Raw genomic sequence first — 17,437 nt, 5'->3', positions numbered from 1 at the left:
GTCATTCATCCATTTTGTCGTTAGTCACTATGCTGAGTGACGTCATCCCCACCATCACCTTCATTTGCGAATCAGCCTGCGCAGGGGACTTTTGCTCGGCGAGCGGCAACACGCCGCTGATTTGCTGAAACTCCGCCCCGACGACGACCCATCGCTCTTGCCCCGCCGGCACCTCGAAGCGATAACGCAACGTCTCCCTCGGTTGCAAAATGCTCTGGTGCCGGCTCAGCGCCCCTTCCGACGGCGCCGTCTCGCGGCAAGGAGCGCCGTCGCCAATCCCCTCGGGCATCCACCCCGAGCGATTGGTTTCTATCACGCATACCTTGACCGGCTGCGCCTCCCCGGCGGCATTCGGGTTCACGTTGTCGTTGGCGGTCACCTCGACGTCGATAAACCGCAACCGGCGCCCCGCATCCGCAGCCTCATCATGAGAAAACCAGCTGCATCCGCCGAGCATCCCCACCGCCAACAGTCCCCCTGTCGCCATCCCCCGGAGCGTTTTCACCATGCTAAACTCCTATGCATTAACGAAACATTTGGTCTGGCTGGGCGCGACCTGAGCGGCAACCATGTTGTTATTGTTCGTCGTGCTGGAATCGCCTAGCCGCGTGACCGGCATGCCGCCGGTGAAATACTTGCCCGATCCCTGCACCGGCTGCATCTGGGCCGAATGCGTCCCGGAGGCGGCGCCGATCACCCCGCCCGAATCGACGGTGGCCGCGCGAATGCTGCCGAGGTTCTGTTCATTGCCGCCGCAAAGGAAACAGTTAGGCACGTTCGGTATGCCGGTGTTGTTGGGCGCGGTGTTCGGGCCCGGCACCGGTATCATCGGGTCACAGCCGGCAAAGCTGATCCCGGCCATGTTGTTATTGGCTGCAGTCATGGTGGTTTACCCCATATGTATCTGGCCGCCGTCGATCTTCAGCACCGCCGAAGACTTCAGAGAACCAATTTCACTGTTGATGACGAGGGATTGCCGCGCATCCTGAATGATGTGCTTCGCCAGCACCTCGTCGGTTTCCTCCACCCGCCGGCTCGCGTGCTTGCTGCGCACAAACAGGCGTTGAGAGATTTGGTGCAGCGTTTCGGCCACCCAACGGCTGCTGCGCGTCAGCAGCGTGAAGTGCGGGCTGCGCAGCGTCAGCCGCTTGCCGCCCTGCAACTCGATCTCCGGCGCCACGATGCGCAAGTTGGCGCAGCGGCTGTCCAGCGTCATGACGGCGTGCGCCTGTTGCCGCGACAAGATCTCGGTAATGACCAACTTGTCGCCGTCGGCGATGACGCAAACGCGATCGCCCGCCAGCGGCTGAACCAGGCAGCTGGTGGCGACCGCCAGACAATGGGCGCGCATGCCGTCGACATACAGACTGCCGTTGGCGTCGGCCGCCAGCGTCACCACCTTGCGCCCCCCTTGTTCGGGAAGCGGAGCGCTGCGCACCAACTGCAAAGGCGTCACCCTGGCGTTGGCATAGACCTTCTGATGCTCTCTTCTGGATTTATACATATCTGCTTACTCCTGTTGGCCGTTGATACGACGGTTGCCGCGGCCCCGGTTGTTGATGCGCATACCAGGCGTCGATCGCACTCAAGAACGGATCGGCGGTAAGCGGCACGTTTTCGGCGCGATGACGCTGCGCGCCATGCAGGCGAGCACTCTGTTGCTGAGCGGCGGTCAACGGCTGTTCGATCAGGTTCGCTTCCCGCAGTTCGGCCTGCTCAAGATTGGCTAACGCCAGATCGCACGCCCTGAATTCCGCTTGCGGCAAGATGGCGCGCCCCCAGTTGGCGCCATTCATCGCGCATTCGCTGAACCGGGCCTTCTGCCCCTGCGCCAGGGTCAGCGTCGCGCGTTCGAAATCGCAGCGCTGTACCTGCGCTTCGGCGAAGATCGCCGAGGTCAGATCGCTGTCGGCGAACGAACACCCCTCCAGCTCGCTGCGGTGAAAACTGGCGCCCTGCAGCTGTAGCTGCGCCAAAGTGCAGCCCGACAGGCGGCAGGTGAACCAGATGCGCGCCTGCCCCGCGATCGTCTGCCAGCTGCACGTCTCCAGCTGACAACTGCCCATCACCTGACGATCCAGGGTCGACGCCTGCCACAGGCACTGCGTGAGTTGGCAGGCGTACCAGTTGGCGTCCTGTATCACGTCCTGGTGAAACATCAGGTTGGTCAGGGTGCTGGACTGCACCGCCAGATGCCCCAGGCTGCTGCGTTCAATTTCCGCGCCGTTGACCTCGCACCGGATCAAACCGCAGTCATCCAGCAGACAATCGCCGACGTAACACCCCTGCAGCGCGGTGTCGTTACACGCCAAATTGCACAGCAGCCCCTGTTGCAGCGTCAGGTTGTCAAACCGGCATTCGTTGAACGACAGGCGCATCAGGCTGCCACCGACCACGTTGACCTGCTGCAGGGTGCAGCCCTCAAAGCGCACCGCCCGCAAATCACAGCCTTCAAACGTGACGCGTTCGAAATGACAGTCGATGAAAAAGCAGTCGCTCAGCGTCAACCCTTTCAGCTCGCGATCGTGGAACCGGCGTTTCTTGAAGATCCGCGGCATGGGCGGCGTCTGCGCCACCGCCTGGGCGACCTCCAGTTCGATCGCCTCTCGGTCAGGCAGCGCCTGTTGAATCACGCGGCTTTCAGTTTTCATGCGCATAGTCCCCATGAATGATTCTGCGCGGCACCCAACACGCACGCTCCAGCAGACAACCGCTGAACCGCGTGCCGGCGTCCTGCCAGGTCATCGCCAGATGCGCCGCCGCCAGATTGCACTGGTCAAATGCCGCATCGCGCAGATCGGCGTTATAAAACAGGCCTTGCTGAGCGCTGCTGTTTTGCCAACGTGAGTGCGTCAACAGGCTGTCTTTAAACCGCACGCCGGCCAGATCGCAGCCGGCGATCGCGCAGGCCGTCAGATCGGCCTCGTCAAAGTTGCATTCAGTGAAAACGCTGTACTGCAGTTGGCACCTCTCCATACGCGCCGCTTTCAATCCCACTTTGGTGAAACAGCTATCGCTGAACACGGCGTGGGAAAAGTTCGCCTGCATGCCCGCCGTCAGGCTCTCGACACGGCAGCGTTCGAACCGCACGCCGCGCCAGTTGCCGCCAAGGAACGAGTTTTTGGTGAGCGTCATCTCCAGCGCAACCGCCTCTTCGGCGAGGCAGCGGTTAAACACGCATGCGTCCAGCTCGCCTTGCAGAAACTGCGCGCGGATCAGCGTTGCGCCATTAAACATGCCGTTGCCGATCGCCGCGTGTTCAAAGCGGCTCGCGGTGAAATCGCCCCGCTCGAAAACGCAGTTATCCAGCTTCACGTGGTCGGCGCGCAGGCCTTGCCCCTGAGGCTCCGCCAGCGTCACCCGTTCGAAGACCGCCTCTTGCCACACGCTTTCCGCCAGCAACGGCTTTTGCAGCGTGCACGAAATCATGCGGATCTGGCGCAGCGCCGCCTGCGTCAGGTTGACCCCATCAAAAACGCAGTTTTCGAAGGTGCAGTTCTCAAAAGAAGCCTGCGAGAAATCGCAGCGCTCAAAGCGGCACTGCAGAAAATGCCTGCCCGACAGCGCCTCGCAGCGCAAACCGCTGAAGGTCTTTCCTTCCACGGTCGCGCTATCGGGGAAAAACGCGTCATTGCCGTCTTCGGCGGGAAGATCCGGCAAATCGGGCAGCGTCACGGAAGCCGGCTCCGCCGACGTTTGTTGCTGGTGCAAGGCGATCGCCTCGCGGATGCGTCGATAGAACACGGCGGAATCGCCCAGAGAGGTGGGCGACGGATCGTAACGCAAGTCGCTGGGGTGATCCGACACCGCCTGGATGACGTTCAACCCCATCTCCGCCGGCATCAGATCCGGATCAAACAGAAACTCAAAGGGCGAGGCGTCATCGTCGCTGCGCTTGCGGAATACCTGTTGGAAATAGTCGAACGAGCGCGGCGCATCGCAGCGATCCAACGCCAGCATGACGGACTCGATGGGCTCGTCCAGCAGATGCGTCAACGGCGCATTGCCGGTGAAGATAAGCAAAGCGATGTCGCTGTCGGGCAGGAACCACAGCGTTTTGCGCTGCAGCTCGATTTCCTCGAGGCTGTCGCTATCGTGACGGCGGATGAACGCCCGTCCGCGCACCGCCGGCAGCTCGCCGCGAATCGCCTCGCTTTGCGCGCCGACGCCCTGCAGCTCGAAGGGCACCCGATCCGGCCACGCCGCTTCCGGCAACCACTGCGCCGGCGGCGCCATCTGGAAATAACGCCGATCGATATTGGCCGGCAGCCCGGGGAATACCGTCTCGAGATAGGCTTTGCCGGCGATCTGGCCCGCCACCTTATCGATGTGCGCCTTGCGCAGCACAAACTCGTGCGGCACCGGCGCCGGCGCCGCCAGCGGAGAGCGCTCCTGCGCGGTCCCCTCGGCGGACAGCGTCATCAGCAGCGGCCGCAGCCCGTCATTGCAGCCGCGGCCAAACGGGTTCTCCTTGTTGTCTTTGCCGCCCCAGGCGGAGGTGTGATCCAGCGGCACGCTGAGGAAGGGTTCCACCTCCATCGCGCCGCGCCGTCCCTCGCCCTCGACCCGCCAACGGCGCTTCAGCCCGCCGATGTCGGCGCTGACATTCAGCGTTTTCACCGGCTGACCGATGCCGGCATGGCCGGCGATCAGGTATTCGGCGAACGGCTTCGGCTCGGCAACATCCAATATCGGCAGGCTGAGCGGCACGCGCTTCCACGCCTCCCAGATTTCGGCTTCGTTCACGAAGTGTTCAGGCCGGGACAGGTAGCACCCGGCCACGACGCTGATGCCGAGCCGGCTGTCTGTCCCGATCTGGTAACTTCCTTTAATCGCCACCAATTGCTGTGGCCGTATGATTCTCATTGCCGCGCCTCGTTAGTTTTTGCTTTGCATCCCGACTTTTTTCAAATCGACGCCGGTCTCGGACAGTGACGCGCCGGTATAGCTGATCGACACCCCTGTCGTGCTGGTGCTGCTGCCGGTATTGCTGACGCTGCTGCCGGTGTTGCTGACGCTGCTGCCGGTGCTGCTGACGCTGCTGCCGGTGGTGCCGACGCTGCTGCCGGTGGTGCTCACGCTGCTGCCGGTGGTGCTGATGCTGCAGCCGGTGGTGCTGGTCGACGATCCGGTGGTGCTGATGCTGCAGCCGGTGGTGCTGGTCGACGATCCGGTGGTGCTGACGCTGACGCCGGTAAAGCTGGTGCTGCTGCCGGTCTGGCTGGTGCTGACCGTGGTGTAGCTGTTGCTTTCGCCGGTCATGCTGTTGCTGATGCTGGTGAAGGAGTTGCTTTCGCCGGTCATCGAGTTTGATACGCCGGTGCAGCTGGTGCTCTGCCCGGTGAACGAGGTGCTCAGCCCGGTGAACGAAGTGCTGACGCCGGTAAATGACGTGCTCACACCGGTGAACGAGGTGCTGACGCCGGTAAACGAGGTGCTCACGCCGGTGGCGGTGAGGCTGACACCGGTCATCGACGCGCTGACGCCTTTAATCGAGGCGTCAAACCCGGTAATGCTGAAGACGTAATCCTTGTAAGAGACGTGGTTGGTGAACCAGTCCGTAAAGGTGCGGCGGATGATGTCGAACTTGTCCATTCCCACCTCGGTGGCCTGGTTGCGCTCCACCGTGGTTTGCAGATCGCGTTCGGCATGCAGCATGACGCGTTCGTTGTTGCGGTTGTCATCGAAGGTCAACTGGCTGGCATGCTGCGGCTTGCCGAAGCGCAGCGAACGCGACACCATGCCCGAGTAGTTGATGTATTCAGGTAACTGATAAGGCGGCGGGTTGTCGCCGTTATACACAATCCCGGTCACCATCGGACGATCGAGATCGCCGTCGACATAGGTCACCAGCACTTCCTGGCCGACGCGCGGCATGGCGATCACGCCCCAGCCTTTCCCCGCCCAGGCCTGCACCACGCGGATCCAGCAAGAGCTGTCTTCCTCGGTGGTTTTGTAGCGATCCCAGTGGAAATGCACGCGGATGCGCGCAAATTTGTCGGTATGCACTTCGGAGTTGGGCGCGCCGACCACGGTGGCGCTCTGGATGCCCGGCATCTGCGGTTTTGGCGTTTCGCGCAGCGGGCGGAACGGCACGTCGTCGTTCAACGCATTGAAACGGCAGGTGACGTTGCGGCCGTCGCTGCTGCTGTCCGGGCCGTCTTGCACGAACACATAGTCGCAGCGAGTCAGCTTGAAGCGGCGGTTGCGGTTGGCGTCCGGATGCAAAATCAAGGAGAAATCCTTGCCGGCCATCAGCCCGACGGCGTTGCTCTCGCCAAACAGCAGATGGCCGTCGCTTTGCATTTCTTCCAGGCGCAGCCGCGCCAGGTTTTCACCGCGTTCGGTATCCACATAACCCGCCGCGTAGTCGTACCACTCCAGCGGGGTGTTCTGCAGGCCGAGGCGGCTCTCTTCCACCTTGGTTTGCAGGTTCTTGCGCGGGTTCTGGAAGTCAAAGTCGCGCAGCACGATTTCATTCGGGCGCACTTTGCGGGAGCGCTGGATGCGCTGGATCCCTTCGCGGATGGCGCGGTTTTCTTCGCTGTCCGGCATGAACGGCAACACGGCGTAACCGAAATCCAGATCGTCGAAATTCTGCCGGTCGGTGATCACCAGCGTGTGTTTATCCTCGGCGTGATCGAAGTAATACCAGATGCCTTCGTCTTCCAGCAGGCGGCTGATAAACGCGAAATCCGTTTCGGAAAACTGCACGCAATATTCACGCGTCGGATAAGTGCCTTGAATATCCAGACGGTAGTCGGCAAAACCGTAGCGCGAGAAGATTTGCTCGATGATGTCGAGCACGTTCAAATCCTGGAAAATGCGGCTGTTGCGGTTCTGCATCAAAAACCACAGCCAGGTGCTCAGCTCCAGCTTATAAACGAACTTATCCTGATGCTGCCCTGAATCGGAAGCGCCGATCACGTAAGCGTAAAACGGCCGCGCGCCGAAATCCGGCCTTTCTATTTGAATGCTGATCCCTTGACCCAGCAGAGATTCATAATCAACGTCCGCCTGTTCACATTCGAATTCGAGCGTATATTGCGAGTTGCTCGACAACCCTTCTTTGGTGGTGAAGCTGAGTGGAAACGCATTTAATTCGGCTAACACCGGGTTATCAATTTCGATTAAAGGCATAACAACCTCTCTGATCCGATATCGAACCCCGCCCCGCGTTTACGGGCCGGCGGCAAATTAAAAATCAGTCGAAATAAACACTTAAACTATCGTTCTCGACCATGAGTTGGATATTCTGCAGTTCCTTTCCCGTCCGTTTGCGCTGCAGCACTTCATTGCTGATGGGCGGCAAAATCGCCTGCTGCAGCAGCGACTCGACCGCTCTGCCGCGCGAAGGATGGGCGCTGATGCGTTTGGCTATCCAGCCTGGAATGTCGCCTTCCAGCACCAGCGACACGCCCACTTCTTTGTGCAAACGCTGTTGTAAACGCGAAATCTGTTTGGTGGCGATATGGGTTATCGCTTCGGTAGAAAGCGGCACGTAGGGAATGACGTTCATGCGCGCCAACAGCGCCGCCGGGAAGAAGCGCGCCAGCACGTCGTGCAGCATCGGCCGCAGCGCTTCGGTTTTCAGATCCGGCGTTTCCGCCAGCGTGGCTTCTATTTCGCCGGCGCCGATATTGCTCGTCATTAAAATGAAACACTGGCGGAAGCTGATCATGCGGCCCTCACCGTCTTCCATCACGCCCTTGTCGAAGACTTGATAAAACGCCTCGTGGATGTCGGGATGCGCCTTGTCGAATTCGTCGAGCAAGACAATGGAATAAGGTTTGCGGCGCACCGCCTCCGTCAACTTGCCGCCCTTGCCGTAGCCGACATAGCCCGGCGGCGCCCCTTTCAGGGTGGAAACGGTATGCGATTCCTGAAACTCGCTCATATTGAAGACGATCAGGTTATGCGCGCCGCCGTACATCGCCTCCGCCAGCGCAAACGCGGTCTCCGTTTTGCCAACGCCACTCGGGCCGGACAGCATGAAAACGCCCAATGGCCGATCGTGCGCCTGAATGCCGGCGCGGGAGATGCGCACCGCCTGCGCGATTTCATCGATCGCCGTCTGCTGGCCGAATATCTGGCGGCTCAGCAGTTGATTGAGATTGAGCGCATTGTCCAGATCGCTTTGCAGCATGCGGCCGGTGGGGATGCCGGTCCAATCCGACAACACCTCCGCCACGACGCGGTCATCCACCCACGGATACACCAACGGCAGGCCGCCGTCTTGCAAGGCTCCCAGCTCGGAGGCCAACTGCGGCAAGCGCTCCGGCGACTGCCGCTCCGCGTCGAGCAAGGTGGTGACCGCCTGTTGCTCCTGCGCCTGCCGCTGACGCAGCGCAGCCAGTTCGCCTTCCATATCGCTGAGGGTCTGCTGCAATTCAGTGATGCGGCTGAGCGCCAGATCGTCGAATTTGCTTTCCTCCTGCAGGCCGTTCATTTCGGTGCGCTTCACCGCCAACCCGGCCTCGAGCGACTCGATTTTTTCAGGCAGCGCATGCTGGCTCAGCGCCACCCGCGCGCAGGCGGTGTCCAGCAAGCTGATGGCTTTGTCCGGCAGTTGCCGCGACGGCAGATGGCGCAGCGACAAATGCACCGCCGCCTGCAGCGCCGACTCGCGGATCTTGACGCTGTGGTGCTGCGCAAAATGCGGGGCGATGGCGCGCATCATGTTCACCGCATTCTCTTCGTCGGGTTCAGAAACCAACACGTACTGGAAACGGCGCGTCAGCGCGGCGTCCGGCTCGATAAACTGTTTGTATTCCGACCAGGTGGTCGCCGCCACCATGCGCAGCGCCCCCCTGGCCAGCATCGGTTTCAACAGGTTGACGGCGTCGCCGGTGCCGGCCTGCCCGCCGGCGCCCACCAGCGTATGCGCCTCGTCGCAAAACAGGATCACCGGCACCGCCGAATGCGCGATGGCGTCGATCAGCGCTTTCAGGCGCGATTCGAATTCGCCCCTCATGCTCGCCCCGGCCTGCATGCGCCCCAGATCCAAAGACAGCAGCCGGGCGCCCTGCAGCAGCGGCGGCACCTGCCCCTGGGCTATCTTGCAGGCCAGCGCTTCCGCCACCGCCGTTTTGCCGACCCCGGCTTCGCCCACCAAAATCGGGTTGTTCTGCCGGCGACGCAGCAAGATGTCGATCACCTGGCGCAGCTCCGCTTCGCGGCCAATCACCGGGTCGATTTCACCGTCGCGCGCCTGGCGGGTCAGATCGGCGCACCATTTATCGAGAATATCGACCGTCTCGGACGTCTCCGGCGCATCGCCGTGGGCGCTGTAGACCTCTTCTTCCTCTTCCTCATGCTCGACGGACTCCGCCAGAATCGCCGGATAATCGTCGAACAGCTGCGGGATCGGCAGTTTTTTGAACTCGTCGCTCAGCCGGTACAGGCTGCGCTGCAACGTGGGATCCTGCAGAATGCCGACCAGGATATGAATGGTGCGCACCCCGCCGGACGGCGTTTCGGCGAGCTGGCTCATCAGCAGCCCTCTTTCCACCACCGTTTCCAGTTGCGTCGACAGATCCACCACCGCATTCGTGCGGTTCGGCAAGGTATGCAGAATGCGATCCAACGCATCGCTGATGCGCTGACTGTTGATGGCGTAGTGCGCCAGGATCAGCGGCAGGTCGCCGCGCTCCTTGTCCACCAGGACTTTCAGCCAGTGTTCCAGCTCCACGTATTCGTGCCTGAAGGTTCGGCACAGCTTGGTCGCTTCGACGAACGACTGATAGGCAAAGTGGCCCAATCGCGAAAAAAGACGTTCTCGTTGATACACCTTAAATTTCCTTATATTAAGTTGTTGATTGATAAACCAGCTGCCTAAACGTCCCTGTCTTAGGTTTCAGCCAGCTGTCTTTACTCAGCGACTTGCCGCCCAGCTGCGCCGCCATGCCCGGCTCCGTGGCGATCAGCAGGCTGACATCCAGCATCAGCTGATGGCTCGTAAAGTCATGACAGATGCTCACCAGCGCCTGCAGCCGCCGGCTGCCGCGCTGATACTGCTGATACTGCGGGGCCCCCAGCGGGCCGATCTGAATATGCGCGCCGTACTGGGCATCGAAAAAGCGGCTGCCGATGCGCGTGCTGCCCAACTTGCCCAGCTTTTGGCTGCCGCTTTGCTTGCCGTCGTCGATCCACTTGGCGTAGCGCGGCGTAATCGTGATGGGAACGGCGAAATAGGCCGCCAACATCTTGTTGAGCTGCCGCAGCGAGCGGCGACCGGGCAGATAAGTGCCGGGGTACGCCTCGCGCAGGCGCTGGATATGCGGGTTCACCGTCAGCGCCGTATCGACGCCCACCGTCTGGCGCAAATGGCGCAAGAACGGGTTTTTGTCATCGTCATGCTCATGGCCGATCATCGCCTTCAGCTGCGCCCAGGCCCGGTAGTGCAATACGGCGAAGCGCTGGCTGACGATGCCGACGAACTGCTGGAACGCCTGGTTGCGTCTGGCGATGACTTCGGTGCGCGCGTGCTCGGTCACATGGATCGGCAGCGGGCCGTAGGGGGCGAACATGCCGAAATGCCGCGCCTGAATCAGCACTTGCTTAGGGCGCTGCACGATAGAGGCGATTTCACGCGAAGCGAACGCCATATCCGCCGGCTGGGTAATGCAGAGCCTTTCGCGGCTGCGATCGTTGGAGACGCCGAGCCGCGGCGCATCCGGCTGCGCGCGTTCGATACGCCGCAGCAGCTCGAAAAAATCCTGTCGATTGGACAGCCCGCGGATTTCGGCCTGGCCCGCGCTTTCGCTTTGCGCCCCCGGCGTCGGCGCCTGTTCCAACGAGAGCGCCGTTTCACGCATCAACGACATATCAGCCATAGTAGAGCGCCCCCCAGTCGGCGTGGGTTTCCCCATCCAGCAACAGCTTCATGCTTAACGTTTGGTTCAGGTCGCCGTATTGGCTCAACGCGTGGTGCAATATTTTGCCGAACAGATAGGCGCCGTGGTCGGCATGATGGTTGGCGCTTAAGTTGACGGCGATCTCGGCCCCGCGGATCCAGGCCAGCGGCCCCGGCCCCTGATTGCGTTCGAAGTGGTGCTCCACCCAGGCGTTTTTGATGCTGGCGATGCGCTTGCGCTGGCTGGAGTCATCCTGATGGCAGAACAACGACAGCCAGTCGCGCAACAGCGCCGAACAATCCTGAACGTCGGGGCGCGCATGGCGCAGAGGATTGGAGGCCAGCATCTGAATCGCCTGCCACGCCTGGCTGATGTTCGGTACCGCGACCGGGTTGCTCGGGTAGCGGACGATCTCCACCTGGTGGATCGGCATCGCCGTTTCCAGCTGGAAATGCGGCTGCTGAAGGTGCGCCGGCACCAGATGCCGTTCGCAGACCAGCGCCTCGACGCTGAGCGACGTGATGTCGTCGATATCGATGCCACTTTTGCCCGGCGAGATGGCGATGAAGGTATCTTCGTTGGGCAGGTGCGGATTGTTGTACTTGGAGGGCGACGGCTCCCGACGACGGTGCAGCGTATAACCGGCCGGCTCCCGCTCGCAGTCGTACTGCACGTCGGCCTGCAGCGAAGAGAAAATCACCGGGTTGCCGTCGGGCAGCATGCCTTTCACCTGTTTTACGCTGTGTATCTCATACAGCGAGGTGTTCAAACGATCGACCACCAGCTGGTGCTCCGTGCGCTCATCCGTCAGCAGCACCGGCGAGCAATGGCGGCGATACAGGTTGATGACCGGGGTCGCGAAAAGATGAAAATCCCTGGCGTTGACGCGACCGATCAGAGTGAGTGGGCGTTGCTCCAGCGCGAACAAGATCTCGAACTCGTGAACGCGTTCACATTGGCGCAGAAAATCCTGCACGCCATGCAGCTCCAGGCTGAAGAAGCGGCTTGGCGCGGCGAAGTATTCACGCATCAGCCGGTTGCCGGGCAATTCCCCCACCACGGTGGGCAACAAGGCTTCTTCATCGCTGACGCCGCCCAGGCGCAAGCTGTCCGGCGGCAAGACTTTGACGATTGGCCGGTCGTCGCTTTTCGCCCATAGCACGATGCGCAAGGTGCGATTAAGCAACGCGGCCAGCAGTTGATTGGCCCGCACCGTATCTTCCGCCAGCGTCAGGTGCAGCGGCTCGAGATCCAGCTCCGAGACGGGAAGCACGCCGTGGGTCGTCAGGCATATCCTGACGTAGGCCGAGCAATCCTGCATGTGTCTGGCGGCGCCGTCAGGCAAATGGTGCGGCGGCAAAATCTCGCATTCCGCCAGTGAAATCTCAACCGGCTGCACTTTAATATGCCGCGCCGTGGTGAACGTGGCGGGTTTGTTGTTCAGCGAGATATCGTTGAGGGTCATGCGGCTCCCGCGCGGCAGGTCAACCTGGCTGTGCCACTGGGGAAAAGAGAGATCGGGCTTAATCGCGACGGTGGCGATCGCGGGAACCGGCGTATACCACAGCGGCGCCAGGCGTGAGAGCATTTGCAGGGCAAATTCCGGCTGCTCATTGTTCAGCTTTTCCTGGATGCGGGTGCAAAGGAACGCGGAGCCCTCCAACAGACGCTCAACGAAAGGATCCAGCACGCCGTCGATATGCATGCCTAAATGCTGGGCGACCTGGGGATGAGAAGAGGCGAACTGACGACCGGCCTCGCGAAAATAACGCAGCTCATCATTATATAATTGGAGAAAGCGCTCACTGAACATAGTCACCCCTATTAATCAAATACGTGTACGGCGCCACAGGAATAATCAAGAGCGATGCGCAAATTAACCAGCATTTCGTCACCCGGTAATGAGCAGGTGCCATAAATATCGAATAAAATCGCCAGCACATACGATTGGCGTTCATTCACTACAGGCACCACACGAATCGTTTTCGGATCCAGACGCGGCTCAAACGAAGTAATGATTCTTTGTATATGTCTCGCCAGCGTTAACGGATCGGTATTAATCGGTATGCGTTGGCTCAGCGACGGCAGGCCATAATTCAATACCGAACTTTCGCTGTGCGCATAATCATGAAGTTTCAAATCAGCGCTGCGCGATGCGTCATTCAGTAAAAATTCGATATCACGCACCAAAACACGCCTCCAATTATCGGCGCTGGCGCTTTGATGTCTCACGCTGAGCTTATCGAATAGCATGGGCAATGACGCTTTCATTTAACACCTCGCGATAAGGCTTATGTCTGCCCGCAATCGCTGCGGGCAGACAGCCTGCAATTAGTGTTGTGACATCAATGATCAGATACGGGCATTAAGCTTGAGGTCATACCCCGTCTTAATTACCGCACCCATGGAGCCATCATTGTTTTGCTCTTTGTACTCAACTTCGATACGTGCGAAATTCAGCTTGATAACGTCGGTTGGCAGCACGGTATCGATTTCAGTACCGATGGTGGAATTCAGCGGCATATTACCCACGGTCTTGAATGAGGAAACCAGGCAGTTGCTGAAGGTCACGGCAATGAAGTCTTGCTGACCCTGGCCTGATTTACGGCAAACAAGTTTTGCCTGAGGAATATGCTCGCCGGTGGCGCACATCAGGAACAGTTTCGGCGAAGCCTTGTTGCTCACCATGCGAAACTCAAAGTCTTTCATCTCGACTTTGCCTGAACCGCCGCCGCTCCCGAACCCCCAACGGCCGGCGTTTTCTTCCGCCCATTGCCAGGCTTGCAGCTGAATCCAGCCAGGGTAGGTTTGGTCGGGTGATTCACCATCAACACCCTCAATTTTCAAAAAATAGTCTACTAAAGCTTTCGTGCTCATTTTTTGTCTCCTTGACTGATAGGTCTACTTCGTTAATTGAAAAGTCTATTCAGATAAGTCGTTATATTGCCTACGCGATCATTGAAATAGCGACAATGAGAACCCATTAGCCATTAATAAATAGCAATAGCGTAAAAAACAGCGCCACTAAATTTCAATGAAATATCAATTCCCACCAACGCCATTTAATAATTAACGTCGGCAATATCCAAACCAATGACCAGCCGTAACTTATCTGCTCCCATCTTTTTTGGCTGACGGAAGTTTTGATACAAGTCGCAAGGACACGGTCATGCCTTCCAACTGGTAATGCGGGCGCAAATAGAAATGCGCGCGGTAATAACCCGGATCGTCTTCCACATCTTCAACGCGCACCTCGGCGGCGGCTAATGGACGACGCGCCTTGGTCGCCTCGGTCGATACGGAAGGATCGCCATCGACATAGTTCATCAGCCAGTCATTCAGCCACAGCTGCATATCGTCTCTGGAACGGAAAGAACCGATTTTGTCGCGCACGATGCATTTCAAATAGTGCGCGAATCGGCACGTGGCGAAAATATAAGGCAAGCGCGAAGACAGCTTGGCGTTGGCCGTCGCGTCGGGATCCTCGTATTTCGCCGGCGCGTGCATGGTGCAAGAACCGATAAAAGCGGCGAAATCGGAATGCTTGCGATAGACCAGGGGCAAGAACCCGGCGTCGGAAAGCTCTTGCTCGCGCCGATCGGAAATGGCCACTTCCGTCGGGCACGTCAGTTCATATCCGCCCTCATCGGAAGGAAACGCGTAGGCGGGCAGTTCTTCCACCGAGCCGCCGGATTCGATGCCGCGAATCTTCGAACACCAGCCGTACTCATGGAACGCGCGGTTGATGTTGACGCCCATCGCATACGCCGAGTTGGCCCAGGAAAAATCATCATCCACATCCGGCCTGACGGACTCCTCGAAAGCGAACTCTTCGATCGGGTTGGTTTTCGCCCCGTAAGGCAAACGCGACAGGAAACGCGGCATCGTCAACACCAGGTAACGCGAGTCGTTGCTTTCGCGCAGGCGGCGCCAGGACGCATATTCCGGCGTGGTGAAAATCTTGCCGATATCCCGCGGGTTGCCCAGTTCGTTCCACTTGCTCATCTGCAGCAGCGACGGCGACGCGGCGGAAATGAACGGACAGTGCGACGCCGCGGAAATTTTCGCCAACTCGGTCAGCAGCGTGACGCTCATCGGGCTGTGATCGAATTCAAAATCGCCGATGATGCAACCGAACGGCTCGCCGCCGAACTGACCATATTCCTGTTCGTAAATCTGTTTGAACACCGGGCTTTGATCCCAGGCGGAACCCCGATAGCGGCGCAAATTGCGCGTCAGCTCATCCTGACTGATGTTCAACACCCGGATCTTGAGCGTTTCGCTGACGTTGGTGTTATCGACCAGATAACTCAGACCTTGCCAGGCGGACTCCAGCTTCTGGAACTCCTTGTGGTGCAAGATATTGTTCATCTGTTGCGAAAGCTGTTCGTCGATCTGGGCAATCAACGATTCAATGGTCAATACGACATCCTGGCTGACCTTGACCTTGCCTTTGTTGGCATATTCGGACAGCGTGCCGATAGCCCGACGAACCGCTTCCGAAGCCTCGTTCGTTCTGGGCCGGAATGAACGCTTGAGCAAACCGTCAAGCTCATTTTCCGTGTCCTGCGTTTCAACTTCAGCGACTGCCGTAGCCTGCTGCTTAGCCGAATAGCGTCGTTGCCTCGCTCTCATTCCTCATCTCCTTTATTGCCGGGATCCTGCACATCCTGTTCCGCATCCGCGACCGTTTTACGCGCATCCGTCACCAAACGATGCAGAAAATCGGGTTTCTCCAGCAGATTCTTCACCACTTCTTCCGCGCTGGATTTACCATCCATATAGGTGATCAGCTCCGTGAGATGCTCCCGGGCTTCAAGCAGGCGTTGCATCTGCGGAACCCGTTTGGCGATGGCGCCAGGCGTGAAGTCATCCATCGATTCAAACTCCAATTCCACGTCCAGCAACGCATCGTCTTCGCTCAGGGTGTTCTCTACGTAAAATTGCAGACGAGGCTTGATGGCGCGCATGCGATCGTTGAAGTTGTCCTGATCAAAGGTCAGGAATTTCCGCTCTTCGATCGGCAGCAAAGGCTTTTTCCGATGCCCAGAGAGATCGGACATGACCCCCGTAACAAAGGGCAACTCCACTTTCTTTTGTGAACCGTAAAGCTCTACGTCATATTCAATTTGCACGCGCGGCGCGTTATTTTTACCGATAAATTTCTGAGAGCTTGAGTCCTTAGCCATTGGAAAACTCCTTTGTGATAAAAATTACTTCCCGGACAATTGATTTAACGAGGCCAGAGATTCCGGCAAAAGCTCCTCAACAATCGTCGCGAAGTCCATACCGATCATTTTTTGTGAACGTCGAATAAGAATGGGGGCCGGATGGCTGGGCTCATAGTTTTGGAAATAGTCCAAAACCTGATCCAACAGCAAGATGACATCCTGCCGGGAACGGATATATTTGCCGGGCATGGCGACAGGCGCGTCAGCATCCGGCGAGTCAATCTCCGCGTCATCCCGTTCAGCCGGCAATTCCTGCTGTTCCAGTGAAGCCAGCTGGCGGCTGAACTGTTTCAAATAGTCGCGTACCTGCCGGCAGTCCAAACGATAATCTTCAGCCTGCAGATTGGCGTAATTCTCGACGCGCTCCAGCGCATCGATTTCCAGCGCCAATTGCTCTTTCAGCGAAGGCAGATTTCTGCCGGCAAAATAACTGTCGGCTTGCCCCAGCACCTTTACCACCTCCGAAAAATGCAGGCTTTTGCCTTCCTGCTCGTCAAGCCGCATATTCAGCAGCTCGTCGGTAGTTAACGGCGTGTCGGGAAAAATCTTGCTGTTCTTGATTTCGTGCAGACAGGACGATGTGGCGAGCCACCCTAATGCGGCCGCATGAAAGCTGTCCGATGAGGGTTCCATGTCCGCCTGAGGGAAAATGGTGGCGCCCTCCTCGGCATATTTGGCGTCAATATCCTTAATGCCCTGGTAGAAGGCCGAAAAACCGTCGATATGAAGATTGGCGCGCATAAACCACAGCACGACATGTAAATCGAAGCACTGTTCCAGCAACGCGGCAGACTGCTCGCGAATGGCGTGCCAATTGATATCACGCGCATTGTCTACGGCATTAAGCGGATCGGTTTGGCTGTCATATTCCGAAAGCGTGAATTCAATTTCACTGTATCGTGGATCAAATTCGACGCCATTCACTTCCGTTGAGATGACTTCATTCATGGCCTGATATCCTTTTCAATCAGCACTAGAAACATAAAGCCTAATAAAGCGGGCTTTTACGTTCGCCAGTCTTTCCCAGAGTCCTTTTAGCGTAAGTTAGTCGTCACCAAGCTCGCAAATTGTTTAGATGTATTAATATTAACAACAATAATAGATTGAACCTATCAATAGAATCACAGTGATCGGTTTAAACTATTTTACATTTACATATTTATTTTTTCCTTTTAAAATCAATAAATTGCAAACGATAATTATGCAAGCTAAGAATAGGAAAAAAATCAAAAACTGCCCTAAAAACAACGTTTCATCCTTGGTAGGATAATTCCAGTAATACCACTGGATACAAATAATTTAATTAGCAAATGATAACTACAGTAAATAGTGAAATTTTTTCATAAAACC

General features: G+C 58.1%; 14 protein-coding genes. All 14 read right to left on the bottom strand.

The genetic code is table 11. From position 1 onward, the window contains the following. Position 1 precedes the first annotated feature (1 nt). On the bottom strand, positions 2-508 hold the full coding sequence (locus ACMGF9_RS08155; protein WP_015378386.1) for a type VI secretion lipoprotein TssJ: 507 nt from the start codon (positions 506-508) through the stop codon (positions 2-4). 9 nt (positions 509-517) lie between these two features. Continuing rightward, positions 518-883 carry a PAAR-like domain-containing protein gene (locus tag ACMGF9_RS08150; RefSeq protein WP_414160193.1) on the bottom strand — a complete coding sequence of 122 codons (366 nt, stop codon included), beginning with the start codon at positions 881-883 and terminating at the stop codon, positions 518-520. 6 nt (positions 884-889) lie between these two features. Next, entirely contained in the window at positions 890-1,504 is a 615-nt protein-coding gene (locus ACMGF9_RS08145; RefSeq protein ID WP_021505818.1) for a DUF3540 domain-containing protein, read from the bottom strand. Then, on the bottom strand, positions 1,497-2,651 hold the full coding sequence (locus ACMGF9_RS08140; RefSeq protein ID WP_226882927.1) for a pentapeptide repeat-containing protein: 1,155 nt from the start codon (positions 2,649-2,651) through the stop codon (positions 1,497-1,499). The genes ACMGF9_RS08145 and ACMGF9_RS08140 overlap by 8 nt, the downstream gene beginning before the upstream one ends. Continuing rightward, positions 2,641-4,866 (bottom strand): DUF2169 domain-containing protein, encoded by a 2,226-nt coding sequence (locus ACMGF9_RS08135; RefSeq protein ID WP_162895222.1) that lies wholly within the window; start codon positions 4,864-4,866, stop codon positions 2,641-2,643. Before ACMGF9_RS08135 ends, ACMGF9_RS08140 begins: the two co-directional genes overlap by 11 nt. A gap of 12 nt (positions 4,867-4,878) precedes the next feature. After that, positions 4,879-7,140, bottom strand: a complete 2,262-nt coding sequence (gene vgrG, locus ACMGF9_RS08130; protein ID WP_004935351.1) for a type VI secretion system tip protein VgrG — start codon at positions 7,138-7,140, stop codon at positions 4,879-4,881. A 64-nt stretch (positions 7,141-7,204) separates the two neighbouring features. Beyond that, complete coding sequence (tssH, locus tag ACMGF9_RS08125; RefSeq protein WP_164122557.1) at positions 7,205-9,790, bottom strand: type VI secretion system ATPase TssH; 2,586 nt, start codon at positions 9,788-9,790, stop codon at positions 7,205-7,207. 16 nt (positions 9,791-9,806) lie between these two features. Beyond that, positions 9,807-10,835, bottom strand: a complete 1,029-nt coding sequence (tssG, locus tag ACMGF9_RS08120; RefSeq protein WP_004935359.1) for a type VI secretion system baseplate subunit TssG — start codon at positions 10,833-10,835, stop codon at positions 9,807-9,809. After that, a complete protein-coding gene (tssF, locus tag ACMGF9_RS08115) occupies positions 10,828-12,669 on the bottom strand; it encodes a type VI secretion system baseplate subunit TssF (RefSeq protein ID WP_004935363.1) in 1,842 nt (613 codons plus the stop codon). Before tssF ends, tssG begins: the two co-directional genes overlap by 8 nt. An 11-nt stretch (positions 12,670-12,680) precedes the next feature. Next, the gene (locus ACMGF9_RS08110; RefSeq protein WP_015378391.1) at positions 12,681-13,127 is read right to left on the bottom strand and encodes a type VI secretion system baseplate subunit TssE; all 447 of its coding nucleotides are present in this window, start codon (positions 13,125-13,127) and stop codon (positions 12,681-12,683) included. Between the two features lie 81 nt (positions 13,128-13,208). Next, the gene (locus tag ACMGF9_RS08105; RefSeq protein WP_004935369.1) at positions 13,209-13,733 is read right to left on the bottom strand and encodes an Hcp family type VI secretion system effector; all 525 of its coding nucleotides are present in this window, start codon (positions 13,731-13,733) and stop codon (positions 13,209-13,211) included. 231 nt (positions 13,734-13,964) lie between these two features. Continuing rightward, a complete protein-coding gene (gene tssC, locus ACMGF9_RS08100; protein ID WP_004935371.1) occupies positions 13,965-15,491 on the bottom strand; it encodes a type VI secretion system contractile sheath large subunit in 1,527 nt (508 codons plus the stop codon). Then, a complete protein-coding gene (gene tssB / locus ACMGF9_RS08095) occupies positions 15,488-16,045 on the bottom strand; it encodes a type VI secretion system contractile sheath small subunit (RefSeq protein WP_004935376.1) in 558 nt (185 codons plus the stop codon). The genes tssC and tssB overlap by 4 nt, the downstream gene beginning before the upstream one ends. 24 nt (positions 16,046-16,069) lie before the next feature. Continuing rightward, positions 16,070-17,035, bottom strand: a complete 966-nt coding sequence (locus ACMGF9_RS08090; RefSeq protein WP_004935378.1) for an ImpA family type VI secretion system protein — start codon at positions 17,033-17,035, stop codon at positions 16,070-16,072. Positions 17,036-17,437: the final 402 nt, after the last annotated feature.

The organism is Serratia sp. BNK-23 (genome assembly GCF_047456145.1).
In the GTDB taxonomy this organism is placed as follows: Bacteria; Pseudomonadota; Gammaproteobacteria; order Enterobacterales; family Enterobacteriaceae; genus Serratia; species Serratia nematodiphila.
Note: the sequence above shows the minus strand (reverse complement) of the source record. Positions and strands in the feature narration are given on the sequence as shown.

Bases quoted from the DNA above. Each gene is read 5' to 3' on its own strand.
- ACMGF9_RS08155 (WP_015378386.1), bottom strand. From the start codon at position 508: ATGGTGAAAACGCTCCGGGGGATGGCGACAGGGGGACTGTTGGCGGTG.
- ACMGF9_RS08150 (WP_414160193.1), bottom strand. From the start codon at position 883: ATGACTGCAGCCAATAACAACATGGCCGGGATCAGCTTTGCCGGCTGT.
- ACMGF9_RS08145 (WP_021505818.1), bottom strand. From the start codon at position 1,504: ATGTATAAATCCAGAAGAGAGCATCAGAAGGTCTATGCCAACGCCAGG.
- ACMGF9_RS08140 (WP_226882927.1), bottom strand. From the start codon at position 2,651: ATGAAAACTGAAAGCCGCGTGATTCAACAGGCGCTGCCTGACCGAGAG.
- ACMGF9_RS08135 (WP_162895222.1), bottom strand. From the start codon at position 4,866: ATGAGAATCATACGGCCACAGCAATTGGTGGCGATTAAAGGAAGTTAC.
- vgrG (WP_004935351.1), bottom strand. From the start codon at position 7,140: ATGCCTTTAATCGAAATTGATAACCCGGTGTTAGCCGAATTAAATGCG.
- tssG (WP_004935359.1), bottom strand. From the start codon at position 10,835: ATGGCTGATATGTCGTTGATGCGTGAAACGGCGCTCTCGTTGGAACAG.
- tssF (WP_004935363.1), bottom strand. From the start codon at position 12,669: ATGTTCAGTGAGCGCTTTCTCCAATTATATAATGATGAGCTGCGTTAT.
- ACMGF9_RS08110 (WP_015378391.1), bottom strand. From the start codon at position 13,127: ATGAAAGCGTCATTGCCCATGCTATTCGATAAGCTCAGCGTGAGACAT.
- ACMGF9_RS08105 (WP_004935369.1), bottom strand. From the start codon at position 13,733: ATGAGCACGAAAGCTTTAGTAGACTATTTTTTGAAAATTGAGGGTGTT.
- tssC (WP_004935371.1), bottom strand. From the start codon at position 15,491: ATGAGAGCGAGGCAACGACGCTATTCGGCTAAGCAGCAGGCTACGGCA.
- tssB (WP_004935376.1), bottom strand. From the start codon at position 16,045: ATGGCTAAGGACTCAAGCTCTCAGAAATTTATCGGTAAAAATAACGCG.
- ACMGF9_RS08090 (WP_004935378.1), bottom strand. From the start codon at position 17,035: ATGAATGAAGTCATCTCAACGGAAGTGAATGGCGTCGAATTTGATCCA.